11 protein-coding genes are annotated in these 13028 nt (G+C 72.7%); 9 read left to right on the forward strand and 2 right to left on the reverse strand.

What is annotated here, in order from left to right; all coding sequences use genetic code 11:
* Both ABZ452_RS00335 and ABZ452_RS00340 read right to left on the reverse strand, forming a co-directional pair.
* Nucleotides 1-603 (reverse strand): tripartite tricarboxylate transporter TctB family protein, encoded by a 603-nt coding sequence (locus ABZ452_RS00335; RefSeq protein WP_357937299.1) that lies wholly within the window; start codon nt 601-603, stop codon nt 1-3.
* Entirely contained in the window at nt 600-1607 is a 1008-nt protein-coding gene (locus tag ABZ452_RS00340) for a tripartite tricarboxylate transporter substrate binding protein (RefSeq protein WP_357937301.1), read from the reverse strand. The genes ABZ452_RS00335 and ABZ452_RS00340 overlap by 4 nt, the downstream gene beginning before the upstream one ends.
* A gap of 138 nt (nt 1608-1745) precedes the next feature.
* On the opposite strand from ABZ452_RS00340, the gene ABZ452_RS00345 reads away from it, so the two are divergent.
* The 9 genes from ABZ452_RS00345 (at nt 1746) to ABZ452_RS00385 (ending at nt 12909) form a co-directional block, all read left to right on the forward strand.
* Nucleotides 1746-2636 carry a LysR family transcriptional regulator gene (locus ABZ452_RS00345; RefSeq protein ID WP_357937303.1) on the forward strand — a complete coding sequence of 297 codons (891 nt, stop codon included), beginning with the start codon at nt 1746-1748 and terminating at the stop codon, nt 2634-2636.
* A 134-nt stretch (nt 2637-2770) separates the two neighbouring features.
* A complete protein-coding gene (gene kdgD, locus ABZ452_RS00350; protein WP_357937304.1) occupies nt 2771-3718 on the forward strand; it encodes a 5-dehydro-4-deoxyglucarate dehydratase in 948 nt (315 codons plus the stop codon).
* Nucleotides 3715-5046: an enolase C-terminal domain-like protein gene (locus ABZ452_RS00355; RefSeq protein WP_357937306.1), complete on the forward strand. Its 1332-nt coding sequence runs from the start codon at nt 3715-3717 to the stop codon at nt 5044-5046. The genes kdgD and ABZ452_RS00355 overlap by 4 nt, the downstream gene beginning before the upstream one ends.
* A gap of 32 nt (nt 5047-5078) precedes the next feature.
* A complete protein-coding gene (locus ABZ452_RS00360; RefSeq protein ID WP_357937308.1) occupies nt 5079-6242 on the forward strand; it encodes a mandelate racemase/muconate lactonizing enzyme family protein in 1164 nt (387 codons plus the stop codon).
* A gap of 23 nt (nt 6243-6265) precedes the next feature.
* Complete coding sequence (locus tag ABZ452_RS00365) at nt 6266-7780, forward strand: aldehyde dehydrogenase (NADP(+)) (protein WP_357937310.1); 1515 nt, start codon at nt 6266-6268, stop codon at nt 7778-7780.
* Nucleotides 7781-7861: 81 nt separating this feature from the next.
* Nucleotides 7862-8788 (forward strand): AEC family transporter, encoded by a 927-nt coding sequence (locus tag ABZ452_RS00370; RefSeq protein WP_357937311.1) that lies wholly within the window; start codon nt 7862-7864, stop codon nt 8786-8788.
* Between the two features lie 75 nt (nt 8789-8863).
* Nucleotides 8864-10294: an FAD-binding oxidoreductase gene (locus tag ABZ452_RS00375; RefSeq protein ID WP_357937313.1), complete on the forward strand. Its 1431-nt coding sequence runs from the start codon at nt 8864-8866 to the stop codon at nt 10292-10294.
* 204 nt (nt 10295-10498) lie between these two features.
* Complete coding sequence (locus ABZ452_RS00380) at nt 10499-11779, forward strand: dicarboxylate/amino acid:cation symporter (RefSeq protein ID WP_357938153.1); 1281 nt, start codon at nt 10499-10501, stop codon at nt 11777-11779.
* Between the two features lie 62 nt (nt 11780-11841).
* Nucleotides 11842-12909, forward strand: a complete 1068-nt coding sequence (locus ABZ452_RS00385; RefSeq protein ID WP_357937315.1) for an NADH:flavin oxidoreductase/NADH oxidase — start codon at nt 11842-11844, stop codon at nt 12907-12909.
* Nucleotides 12910-13028: the final 119 nt, after the last annotated feature.

A 13028-nucleotide genomic window follows, 5' to 3' on the forward strand; every position in this document is an offset into this window, starting at 1 on the left:
CTAGAAGAGGTGCGGGATGGGAACGGAGAGGGCCGCGACGAAGACGAGGTAGAACCCGACCACCACGCCGAGGCTCGTCAGGACGGACGTCCGCCAGCCCTCCCGGCCGAGGAACCGCAGCCAGACGAAGGCGAGCAGGGCGGCGGGGATCTCGAAACCGATGGTTCCGATGACCGCCACGAACACGACCATGGTGGCCAGGCCGCCGAGAACCAGCCAGCTCGCCCTGGAGAAGCGTTCCGCGTCCGTCGTCCGCCGGGCGGCGGCGAGGAGGCCGAGGCCCAGCACGACGAGCGCGCCGCTCACCAGCAGCGGCCAGGTGCCGGAGTCGGGGCTGCGCACCGTCCCGAGTCCGAGGCGGGCGGAGCCGACCAACGCGGCGACACCGAGTGCGACGACGGCGACAGCGACGAGAACGTTGCTCAGCGGCCCGGCCGCGGGCGGCCGGCCCTCGTGCTCGGCCTCCTCGACCCGGTGGATCGCCTCGTCGAGGCTGAGCTCTTCGAGGGGACGTTCCTCGTCCGTCTCCGCCCGGGTGGCCCCGGCGGCCGCGTGGCCACCGGGGCTTCCCTGGGTCGGCACGCCGCCGTGGGCAGCGGTCACTTCGCTCCGCCGAGGTTGATGGAGTACTTCTCGACCACGGCGCGGTACTTGTCCAGGTTTCCGGTCCACTGCTTGCGCAGCTCCTCGCCGTCGGCCTCGTTCGGGGTGAGCTGGTTGTCCTCGTTGAACTTCTTGTACGCGTCGGCCTGGAACGCCTTCTGGAAGGCCTGACGGAGCCGGTCGACGACCTCCTTCGGCGTGCCCTTCGGAGCGAAGATCGCCCGCGACTGCTGCACCGGCACGTCGTGGCCCGCCTCCACCGCGGTCGGGGTGTCGGGCAGGTACGACGGCCGCTTCTCGGCGAAGGTGACGATCGGGGTCAGCTTGCCGGCCTGGATCTGCTCGATCGCCTCGCCCAGCTGGATCGAGCCGACGTCCACCTGGCCGCCGAGGACCGCGGTCAGCGTGGGCGACCCGCCGTCGAACGGAACCGCCTTGGCGTTGATGTTCGCCTGCCGGAACAGCAGCTCCTGGGAGAGTTGGCTGCCCGTGCCGACGCCCGTGGTGCCGAAGGTGATCTGCCGCCCGGCCTTGGCCAGGTCGTCGACGGTCTTGAAGCCGGACTTCGGCGCCGTCACGAGCACGTAGTCGTCCTGGCTGATGCCGGTGACGATCTCGTAGTCCGCGATGTCCGGCGCCTGGCCCTTGGCGACGGCCAGCGGCGTGATGTACGCCAGGCTGCCGTTGTAGACCATCAGGGTGTGCCCGTCGGCCTTCTTGCCGGCCAACTCCTTGGCGGCGAGGGCGCCGTTCGCGCCGGGCTTGTTCTCCACCGTGACGGGCACACCGAGGTCGGTCTTGACCTGGTCGGCCAGCGCCCGGGCGATGAGGTCCGTGCTGCCGCCCGGGTCCTGCCCGACGAGAATCGTGATCGGGGAGTCACCCGGGAACTTCGCCTCGTCGCTGGATCCGCCGCCGACGTTGCCGCCGCAGGCGGCGAGCGAGAGGGCCAGGGCCATCCCGGCACCCGCCGTCGCCCACTGGCGCACGCGGTTGATGCTCATGTTGTTCTCCCTTAGCAGAGCCATGTTTCAGCCGTGGGCGCTGTGAGTGGGGTCACGGACGCCTGGATGACGGCAGCGTAAGAACCTCGGCTCATGCCTGTCCAAATCCAATGGAGCATCAATTGATACCTTCTTGACATGGCGTTCACGCTGGAGCAACTTCGCGGTTTCGTGGCCGTCGCCGACGAGCTGCACTTCGGCCGCGCCGCCGCCCGGCTGCAGATGACGCAGCCTCCCCTGAGCCGTCAGATCCAGAAGCTGGAACGGGTGGTGGGTGCCCAGCTCCTGGAGCGGGACAACCGCCGGGTCACCCTCACGGCGGCGGGCGCGGCATTCCTGGTCGAGGCCCGCCGCCTGCTCATTCTCGCCGACTCGGCACCTGAGCTGGCCCGGCGGGTGTCGTCCGGGGCCAGCGGTGTGGTCCGGATCGGGTTCACGGCCGCGTCGGCGTACGGGGTCCTCGGAGAGCTGCTGAACGGCCTGAGCCGGGAGCTGCCCGACGTCGCCGTCGACCTGACCGAGATGGTGACCCGCGAGCAGGTGGCCGGCCTGCTCAAGGAGGAGGTCGATCTCGGGCTGGCCCGACCACCCTTCGACGAGGAGACCTTCGGCTCTCGGCTGCTGCACCGGGAGGCGCTGCTCGTCGCCGCGCCCGCGGGTCACCGGCTGCTCGAACTGGGCCGGCCGGCGGTGGCTGCGGACCTGGCGGGCGAGCCCGTCGTCATGCACTCGCCGACCAAGGCCAAGTACTTCTACGACCTGGTCGCGGGCGTCGTACCGATCGCCGCCGAGAACACCGTGCACACCGTGAGCCAGGTGCTCACCATGCTCTGGCTCGTGGCAGCAGGTCGTGGTGTCGCGTTCGTCCCCGCGTCCGCCGCACGCCTGCCCATCGAGGGGGTGGGGTTCGTCCGGCTGGAGACCCCCACACCCGAGCCGGTCGAGCTGCACCTGTTGTGGGCCAGGAGTTCGAAGAACCCGGCCCTGTGGCGGGCGCTGGCCGCGCTGGAGCGGCCGGCCGCCTCCTGATACCTGGTGGGCATCGTTCGATGCGGAACTGCTCTTGGACATGCATCATGGCCGGTTCTTACCGTGATCGTGACCACCGTCCGCACCGCCGGCTGACTCCGGCGCGGACCCGGACTCCCAAGGACACGATCACCGTGACGCTGCTGCCCCCGGACGTTCTCGCTGACCGGCTGAAGTCGGGCCTGCTCTCCTTCCCGGTCACCCACTTCGACGCCGACCTGCAGTTCGACGAGGCCCGGTACCGGGAGCACCTCGCGTGGCAGGCGAGCTTCGACGTGGCCGGCCTGTTCGCCGCGGGCGGCACCGGCGAGGGGTTCTCGCTGACCTCGGCCGAGATGGACCGCGTCGTCCGGGCCGCCGTCGGGGAGGTGGCCGGGAAGGTTCCCGTCATCGCGCCGGCCACCGGCGGCACCGCCGTCGCCGTCGCCCAGGCCCAGGCCGCCCAGGCCGCCGGCGCCGACGGTCTGCTGCTGTTCCCGCCGTACCTCACCGAGGCCAGCCAGCAGGGCCTGGTCGAGCACGTCAGCGCCGTGTGCCGCGCGACCGACCTCGGCGTCATCGTCTACAGCCGCGCGAACGCGGTGCTCACCGACGCCACCGTGGCCGAGATTGCCGACCGCAACCCCAACCTGATCGGGCTCAAGGACGGGATCGGCGACATCGAGCAGATGACCCGGACCTACGCCCGGGTCGGCGACCGGCTGATCTACGTGGGTGGGCTGCCGACCGCCGAGACGTTCGCACTGCCTCTGCTCCAGCTCGGGGTGAGCACATACTCCTCCGCGCTGTACAACTTCCTGCCCGAGTTCGCGCTCCGGTTCTACGCCGCCGTACGCGCCCAGGACCGCCCCGCGGTCTACCAGATGCTCACCGACTTCGTGATCCCGTACCTGGACATCCGGGACCGGACCAAGGGGTACGCCGTCTCCATCGTGAAGGCCGGCCTGACCGCGGTCGGCCGCGACGGCGGCCGGGTCCGCCCCCCGCTGGCGGACCTGACGGAGACCGAACTGGCCGAGCTGACCACCCTGGTCGAGAAGATCTCCCTGACCCAGCTCCCGGCCCCGAGAGGACGGCGATGACCGGCCGCACCCCAACCGTGGCCCGCGTCGAGGTGGTGCCCGTCGCCGGGTACGACAGCATGCTGCTCAACCTCAGCGGCGCGCACGGGCCCTTCTTCACCCGCAACATCGCCGTCGTCACCGACAGCGAGGGGCGGATCGGCGTCGGCGAGGTGCCGGGCGGCGAGGCGATCCACCGGACCATCTCCGACGCCGGCGAGCTGCTCGTCGGGCAGCCGGTCGCCCGGTTCGCCCGGCTGCTGCGCGCGGTGGCCGACCGGTTCGCCGACCGCGACGCCGGCGGGCGCGGGCTGCAGACCTTCGACCTGCGCACGACGGTCCACGCGGTGACCGCGCTGGAGTCAGCGCTGCTGGACCTGCTGGGTCAGCACCTGGGCGTGCCGGTGGCGGAGCTCCTCGGCGACGGGCAGCAGCGCGACACAGTACCGATGCTCGGTTACCTCTTCTACATCGGTGACCGCCGCCGCACCGACCTGCCCTACCTGGCGGAGGCCGCACCGGCCGACGACTGGGAACGGCTGCGCCGCGAACCGGCACTGACCCCCGACGCGATCGTGGCGCTCGCCGAGGCGGCACAGGCGCGCTACGGGTTCACCGACTTCAAGCTCAAGGGCGGCGTGCTGGCCGGCGAGCAGGAGATCGCGGCGGTCCGCGCCCTCGCCCAGCGGTTCCCGGACGCCCGCATCACGCTCGATCCGAACGGCGGCTGGCTGCTGGCCGAGGCCGTCGACCTCTGCCGAGACCTGGCCGGGGTGCTCGCGTACGCCGAGGACCCGGTCGGCGCCGAGGGCGGGTTCTCCGGGCGCGAGGTCATGGCAGAGTTCCGGCGGGCCACGGGGCTGCCGACGGCCACCAACATGATCGCGACGGACTGGCGGCAGATGGCCCACGCGGTCCGGTCGAACGCGGTCGACATCCCCCTCGCCGATCCGCACTTCTGGACGATGCGCGGCTCGGTCCGGGTCGCGCAACTCTGCCACGACTTCGGCCTCACCTGGGGTTCGCACTCCAACAACCACTTCGACATCTCGCTGGCGATGTTCACCCACGTGGGCGCGGCCGCGCCCGGCGAGATCACCGCCCTGGACACGCACTGGATCTGGCAGGACGGGCAGGCGCTCACCCGTGCGCCGCTGTCCATCCGGGACGGGCGGATCGCCGTCCCCACCGCACCCGGACTGGGCGTCGAGCTGGACCGGGACGCCCTGGCCGCGGCGCACGAGCTGTACCTGGAGCACGGCCTCGGCGCCCGGAACGACGCCGTGGCAATGCGGTACCTCGTGCCCGGCTGGGCGTTCGACCCCAAGCGACCCTGCCTGGTCCGCTGACCGCCACCCGTGGCGCCCGACGAAGGAGAGACATGACCACCGCCAGCGCTTCCGACGCCGCCCCCGCAGTCCTCGACCGGATCGAGTCGGTGACGCTCTCGTCGGTCACCCTCCCGCTGCCCACCGGGATCAGCGACGCGAAGGTGCTCACCGGCCGGCAGCGGCCGATGACGGAGATCGCGTTCCTCTTCGCCGAGATCCGCACCGAGGCCGGGCACGAGGGTGTCGGCTTCAGCTACTCCAAGCGGGCCGGCGGGCCGGCGCAGTTCGCGCACGCCCGGGAGGTCGCCCCGGACCTGATCGGCGAGGACCCGAGCGACATCGGCCGGCTGTGGACGAAGCTCGTCTGGTCCGGCGCGTCGGTGGGGCGCAGCGGCGCGTCCACCCAGGCGCTCGCCGCGATCGACGTCGCGCTCTGGGACCTCAAGGCCAAGCGCGCCGGGCTGCCGCTGGCGAAGCTGTTGGGCGCGCACCGCGACTCGGTCCGTTGCTACAACACGTCGGGCGGCTTCCTGCACGAGTCGATCGGGCAGGTGCTGGAGAACGCCACCCGCACCCTCGAATCGGGCGTCGGCGGCATCAAGATCAAGGTCGGTCAGCCGGACTCGGCGGAGGACCTGCGCCGGGTGCGCAAGGTGCGGGAGCACCTCGGTGACGGCGTCCCGTTCATGGTGGACGCCAACCAGCAGTGGGACCGGCCGACCGCCATGCGGGTGGGCCGGGCGCTGGAGGAGTTCGGCCTGGTCTGGATCGAGGAGCCGCTGGACGCGTACGACGCGGAGGGGCACGCCCAGCTCGCCCGGTCGCTGGACACCGCCGTCGCGACGGGAGAGATGCTGACCAGCGTCGCGGAGCACTACGAGCTGATCCGGGCCGGCGCGGTGGACATCCTGCAGCCGGACGCCCCCCGGATCGGCGGCATCACCCAGTTCCTCAAGCTCGCCACCCTGGCCGACCACAGCAACCTGCAACTGGCGCCGCACTTCGCGATGGAGATCCACGTGCACCTGGCGGCCGCCTACCCGCACGAGCCGTGGGTGGAGCACTTCGACTGGCTGTACCCGCTGTTCAACGAGCGCCTGGAGACCCGCGGCGGGCGCATGTACATCTCGGACCGCCCCGGTCTCGGCATCACCCTGAGCGATCAGGCCCGCGCCTGGACCGTCGACCGCGTCCACGTCGACGCCCCCCGCTGAACCACAACATGGAGGTACCCCGCATGTCCGACGTCGTGAGCATCGACCCCCGGACCGGCCAGGCGGTCGAGGTCGTCGCCCGGGAGACGACCACCGAGGAGGTGGACCGGCTCTGCTCGGCGGCGCAGGCCGCCGCCGCCGGACTGGAGGCGCTGGGCCGCGACGGGCGGGCGACACTGCTGCGTGCCCTGGCCGACGCGCTGGAGGATCGGCGGGAGGACGTCGTCGCCGTCGCCGACCGGGAGACGGCGCTCGGACCGGTGCGGCTGAACGGTGAGCTGACCCGCACCTCCTACCAGCTGCGCCTGTTCGCCGAGGTCCTGGACGAGGGCAGCTACGTCGAGGCGGCGATCGACCACGCCGGGGACACTCCGATGGGTCCCCGCCCCGACCTGCGCCGGATGCTCGTCCCGATCGGCCCGGTCGCGGTCTTCGGCGCCAGCAACTTCCCGCTGGCCTTCTCCGTGCCCGGCGGCGACACCGCCTCGGCGCTCGCGGCCGGCTGCCCGGTCGTCGTCAAGGCGCACGGGTCCCACCCCGCGACGTCGCAGCTCGTGTTCGACATCCTCGTGGCGGCGGCGGAGAAGGCCGGCGCCCCGGCCGGCACGCTGGGCGTCGTCCACGGCGTCCAGGCCGGCGCCGACCTCGTCGCCCACCCGGCGATCCGCGCCGTCGGTTTCACCGGCTCGGTCACCGGCGGACGGGCGCTGCTGCAGATCATCGAACAGCGCCCGGACCCCGTGCCGTTCTTCGGTGAGCTCAGCAGCCTCAATCCGGTCGTCGTGACGCCGCAGGCCGCCGCCGAACGCGGCGCGACGATCGGGACCGAACTCGTCGGTTCGTTCACCCTCGGCGGCGGCCAGTTCTGCACCAAGCCGGGGCTGGTGTTCGTGCCGGCCGGCGCCGACGGCGACGAGGTGGTCGAGGCGATGGCCGCGGCGGTCCGGGAGGCCGGAGCGCCGGTGCTGCTCAACGAGGGCATCGCCACCGCGTACGGGCGGATCGCCGGTGGGCTCTCCGACGCCGACGGTGTCGAGGTGCTGGCCCGCGGCGCGCAGCCGGCGGGAGCCGGCTTCCAGGCCGCGCCGCTGCTCCTCACCACGGCGGCCGCCGACCTGCCTCACGAGGTCACGGAGGAGTGCTTCGGGCCGGTGTCGGTCGTGGCCCGCTACGAGGGCACGGCGGACCTCTTCGGGGCGCTGGCGGAGCTGCCCTCGTCGCTGACCGCGACCGTCCTGCGCGGGCAGGACGAGACGGAGCTGCCGCTGGCGGTCTCCGCGAAGCTGCGTCCGCGGGCCGGCCGGATGATCTACGACGCCTACCCCACGGGCGTGGCCGTCTCCTGGGCCCAGCACCACGGTGGACCGTGGCCGTCGACCAACTCCCAGCACACCTCGGTGGGCACCACCGCGATCCGGCGCTTCCTGCGTCCGGTCACCTGGCAGGGGGCGCCCGCCGACCTGCTCCCGCCCGAGCTGACCGACGACCACCGAGGCATCCCGCGGCGCGTCGACGGCGTCCTGGAGTTGCCGCGATGACCATGCGGCGCACGCCATGGGGGCGGCCGGACACCGCGCCCGCCGCCGTGGCGTGAACCGCGCGGCGGCGGGCACGGCCGGGTGAACGGGGTCATCGGCGGCTTCGCCGCCCTGGTCGCGGTGATCGCCGTCGGCTGGATCGTCGGCCGGACCGGCGCGCTGGGCGCCGACGCCGGTGGCGTGCTGTCGCGGCTGTCCTACTTCGTGGCGACGCCGGCCCTGCTGCTGCTCACGCTCGCGGAGGCGGATCCGGCGGCGCTCCTGTCGGCGGCACTCGTGGCGACCGCCGGCAGCGCGGTGCTCAGCGCGCTGCTGTACGTGGCGCTGGCCCGGTGGCGCTGGCGGCTGTCGCCGGCCGAGCTGACGGTCGGCGCCCTCACCTCGTCGTACGTCAACGCGGGCAACCTGGGCGTCCCCATCTCGGTGTACGCCCTCGGCGACGCGTCCTTCGTGGCCCCGGTGCTGCTGTTCCAGGTGCTGGTCATGGCCCCGGTCGGGCTGGCCGTGCTGGCCGGCTCGCGCACCGCGGGCGACGCCCCGCCCCGCTGGCAGCTGCTCACCCAGCCACTCCGCACGCCGGTCGTGGTGGGCTGCGGTCTGGGCGTGCTCGTCGCGGCCACCGGCGTGGACCTTCCGCCGCTGGTACGGGAGCCGGTCGAGCTCACCGCCGCGCTCGCGGTACCCGCGGCGTTGCTGGCGTACGGCATGAGCCTGCACGGCGCACCACGCCCGGCGTCCGGCGACGGCGCCCGCCGGGTGTGGCTGGCCGTGGCGCTCAAGACCCTCGTCCAGCCGGCGCTGGCCTACGGACTCGGTCGCTGGGTCGCCGGGCTCTCGGGGGTGGCGCTGCTCGCGGTCACCGTCACCTCGGCCCTGCCGACCGCGCAGAACGTGTTCGTCTACGCCGCGTCCTACGACCGGAGCACCCTGCTGGCGCGGGACGTCATCCTGCTCACCACCGTCCTGTCCGCTCCCGTGCTCGTCGGCATCGCCGTGCTGCTCGGCTGACGCGATGTCGCGGGGGTATCCACCCATGCCCGGGCGGACTTGGACAGGCATCGTCGTGGCTCCTAGCGTGGCACCGTGATCAAGTCGAGCAGCGCTGACCTCGTCGGCCGGCTGCGGCAGATCGTCGGGCCCGCCGGCCTGATCAGCGACCAGGGCGGGATGGCGGGCTACCTCACCGACTGGCGCAACACGTACTCCGGAACCGCCGCGGCCGTCGTGCGGCCGGGCGACACCGGGCAGGTGGCCGCGGTCGTCACCCTGTGCCGCGACGCGGGCGTCGCGGTGGTCCCGCAGGGCGGCAACACGGGGCTCTGTGGCGGCGCCGTCCCGGACTCCTCGGGCCGTCAGGTGGTGCTCTCCCTCACCCGCATGCGGCGCATCCGGAACCTCGACGTCGCCAACCAGACCATCACCGTGGAGGCCGGCGCGGTCCTGCGGTCGGTGCAGGAGGCCGCGGCGGCCGCCGGCCGGCTCTTCCCGCTCTCCCTGGGCGCAGAGGGAAGCTGCACGATCGGCGGCAACCTCGCGACCAACGCCGGCGGCACCGGGGTGCTCCGCTACGGGACGATGCGCGACCTGACCCTCGGCCTGGAGGTCGTACTCCCCGACGGGCGGATCTGGAACGGGCTCCGCGGGCTGCGGAAGGACAACACCGGCTACGACCTCAAGCAGCTGTTCATCGGCGCGGAGGGCACCCTCGGCGTCATCACCGCCGCCGTGCTGAAGCTCTTTCCCGCCGTCCGCAGCCGCGCGACGGCCTGGGTGGCCCTGCCGGGTCCGCAGGCCGCGGTCGACCTGATCGGGATCCTCCGGGACATCGCGGGCGACCGGCTGACCGGCTTCGAGATCATGTCCCGGCAGAGTGTGGAGTTCGTGCTGCGCCACTCGTCGGGCGCGCGGGACCCGTTCGGCGACCACCACCCCTGGTACGCGCTCGTGGAGCTGGGCGACACGCTCCCCCACGCCGACCTCGACGAGGTGATCGAGGCCGCGCTGGGCGAGGCGTTCGACCGGGGTGTGGTGCGGGACGCCGTGATCGCCTCCAGCCCGGCGCAGGCCACCGCCCTGTGGGCGCTCCGCGAAGGCATCTCCGAGGCGCAGAACCACGAGGGCCCCAGCATCAAGCACGACGTCACGGTGCCGGTGAGTCGCATCCCGGCGTTCGTGGATCGCACCGACCGGGCCCTGCGGGAGGCCGTCCCGGGCATCCGGATCGTGACGTACGGACATGTCGGCGACGGCAACCTCCACTACAACCTCAGCAAGCCGGTGGGCGGCGATGACGAGGAGTTCCTGACGCGGGCGGAAGCCCTCGCTCGCCTTGTCTACGACTCGACACACGCGTTCCACGGCAGCATCAGCGCCGAGCACGGACTCGGGCAGTCGAAGCGGGAGATCATCGCCGACTACGCGGACAGCCACGGGCTGGACCTGATGCGGGGGATCAAGCAGCTGTTCGATCCGCGCGGGCTGATGAATCCCGGCAAGGTGCTGCCGGGCTTGTAAGGAGCGTCACCCGGGTCGATCCTTCCGCCTCCCGTCGGCCGGGAGTAGCGTCGGCAGGCGATGACCAATGTCTGGCACCTCACCGTGCGCCTGTACGTCGATCTCCGACGGCAGGCCAGCGGCATCTGTCCGGCGCAGCCGCTCTCCTGACGCTGCCCCGTTCACCCGCCACCAGACCTTGGACAGATCCCCATGGCTTCCGCCCTGCGCAAGATCCCCTTTTCCGTGCAGATCCTGCTCGGCCTCGTTCTCGGCGTCGCGCTCGGCTTCCTCGCCCGCGCCAACGACCTCGCCTGGCTGACCAGCACCCTCGACACCGTCGGCGGCCTCTTCGTCCAGCTGCTCAAGCTGGCCGTGCCGCCGCTGGTCTTCACCGCCATCGTGGTCAGCGTGGTCAGCCTGCGCGGCGTGGCCAACGCCGCCCGGCTGGCGCTCAAGACGCTGCTCTGGTTCGGCATCACCGCCCTGATCTCGGTGGGCATCGGCATCGGCCTCGGCCTGCTCACCGACCCGGGCAAGGGCGTCACCCTCGACCTGGCCGGCGCCACCGCGCCGAAGCGGACCGGCTCCTGGACCGACTTCCTCACCGGCATCGTGCCCACCAACCCGGTCGGCGCGTTCGTCGAGGGCAACGTCCTCCAGATCGTCTTCCTCGCCCTGGTGATCGGTGCCGCCGCGCTGCTCATCGGCGAGGCCGCCGAGCCGTTCGTGACCCTCAACCGCTCGGTGCTGGCCATCGTGCAGAAGGCGCTCTGGTGGGTCATCCGGCTCGCCCCGATCGGCACCCTCGGCCTCATCGGCAACGCCGTCGCCTCGTACGGCTGGGACCTGCTGGCCCCGCTCGCGAAGTTCACCACCGCCGTCTACGTCGGCTGCGCGCTCGTGCTGTTCGTGGTCTACCCGGTGGTGCTGATCGCCGCCGGCCGGCTCAACCCGCTGCGCTTCTTCGCCGGCGCCTGGCCGGCCATCGAGCTGGCCTTCGTGTCCCGCTCCTCGGTGGGCACCATGCCGGTGACCCAGCGCTCGGTCGAGCGCCTCGGCGTCCCCCGCGAGTACGCCTCCTTCGCCGTGCCGTTCGGCGCCACCACGAAGATGGACGGCTGCGCCGCCATCTACCCGGCCCTCGCCGCGATCTTCGTGGCGCAGGTCTTCGGGGTGCACCTTGGCGTCACCGACTACCTGCTGATCGCCTTCGTCTCGGTGGTCGGCTCGGCCGCCACCGCCGGCCTGACCGGGGCGATCGTCATGCTCACCCTGACCCTCAGCACGCTGGGCCTGCCGCTGGCCGGCGCCGGCCTGCTGCTGGCCATCGACCCGATCCTCGACATGATCCGCACGGCCACCAACGTGGCCGGCCAGGCCCTGGTGCCGACCGTCGTGGCCGCCCGCGAGGGCACCCTGGACCGGACCGCGTACGACTCGGCCGGCAAGCGCGACCTGGTCGACGCCCCGGAGAGTGAGCAGCTCACGCCGGTAGCCGCCTGAGCACACCGTTTCCCCGGGGGGAGGGCTTCGGCCCTCCCCCCGCCGCGTTGAAGGATGACCGTATGAGTGCCCTGTTCACCCCGCTCACCCTGCGCGGCGTCACCCTGCCCAACCGGGTGGCGCTCGCCCCGATGTGCCAGTACAGCGCCGGGCCGGACGGCCTGCCCACCGACTGGCACCGCGTCCACCTCGGCTCCCGCGCGGTCGGCGGCGCCGGGCTGATCATCACCGAGGCGACCGCCGTGGTTCCCGAGGGGCGGATCACCCCGCAGGACACCGGTCTCTGGTCCGAGGCGCACGTCGAGGCGTGGCGGCCGATCGCCGCGTTCATCGCCGCCCAGGGTTCGGTGCCGGCCGTGCAGCTCGCGCACGCCGGGTTCAAGGCGTCCACGTACCGGCCGTGGGCCGAGCACAAGGGCGGCGTGCCGGACGCCGAGGGCGGCTGGACCCCGGTCAGCCCCGGCGCCGAGCCGTTCCTGCCCGACTACCGCAACCCGACCGCGCTGGACGCGGCCGGCATCGCCGGGGTGGTCGAGGCGTTCGGCACCGCCGCCCGCCGGGCCCTCGACGCCGGCTTCGCCGCCGTGGAGATCCACGCGGCGCACGGCTACCTGCTGCACGAGTTCCTCTCCCCGCTCACCAACCACCGCACCGACGGCTACGGCGGCGACCGCGCCGGCCGGATGCGCCTGACCCTGGAGGTGGCCCGGGCGGTCCGCGCCGCGGTCGGCGAGGCCGTGCCGGTGCTCACCCGGATCTCCGCCACCGACTGGGTGGACGGCGGCTGGACCGTCGAGGACAGCGTGGTGCTCGCGGGCGAGCTGGCCGCCGCCGGCGTGGACCTCGTGGATGCCTCCTCCGGCGGCGCCGCCGCCCGGGCGAGCATCCCGCTGGGACCCGGCTACCAGGTGCCCCTCGCCGCGCGGATCCGCCGCGAGGCGGGCGTGCCGACCGGCGCCGTCGGCCTGATCGTCGAGCCCGAGCAGGCCGAGCAGATCGTCGCCGGCGGCGAGGCCGACCTGGTGCTCCTCGGCCGCGAACTCCTCCGCGACCCGTACTGGCCCCACCGAGCCGCCGCCAAACTGACCAACACCCCGGCCTGGCCCAACCAGTACACCCGCGCCTTCTAACCCCTCCCGTCCCGCCGCCCGCGGCTTCGGGGCTTGATCATGAAGTTAGCGGCAGAATCCGTCCGATTTGTCGCCGCTAACTTCATGATCACCGGGGTGGGCGCCGCGGGCGCCAGGGA

The organism is Micromonospora sp. NPDC005707 (genome assembly GCF_040631005.1).
In the GTDB taxonomy this organism is placed as follows: Bacteria; Actinomycetota; Actinomycetes; order Mycobacteriales; family Micromonosporaceae; genus Micromonospora.

Excerpts from the sequence above, each read along its gene's own strand:
- ABZ452_RS00340 (WP_357937301.1), bottom strand. The coding sequence starts at position 1,607 with ATGAGCATCAACCGCGTGCGCCAGTGGGCGACGGCGGGTGCCGGGATG.
- ABZ452_RS00345 (WP_357937303.1), top strand. The coding sequence starts at position 1,746 with ATGGCGTTCACGCTGGAGCAACTTCGCGGTTTCGTGGCCGTCGCCGAC.
- ABZ452_RS00355 (WP_357937306.1), top strand. The coding sequence starts at position 3,715 with ATGACCGGCCGCACCCCAACCGTGGCCCGCGTCGAGGTGGTGCCCGTC.
- ABZ452_RS00360 (WP_357937308.1), top strand. The coding sequence starts at position 5,079 with ATGACCACCGCCAGCGCTTCCGACGCCGCCCCCGCAGTCCTCGACCGG.
- ABZ452_RS00365 (WP_357937310.1), top strand. The coding sequence starts at position 6,266 with ATGTCCGACGTCGTGAGCATCGACCCCCGGACCGGCCAGGCGGTCGAG.
- ABZ452_RS00385 (WP_357937315.1), top strand. The coding sequence starts at position 11,842 with ATGAGTGCCCTGTTCACCCCGCTCACCCTGCGCGGCGTCACCCTGCCC.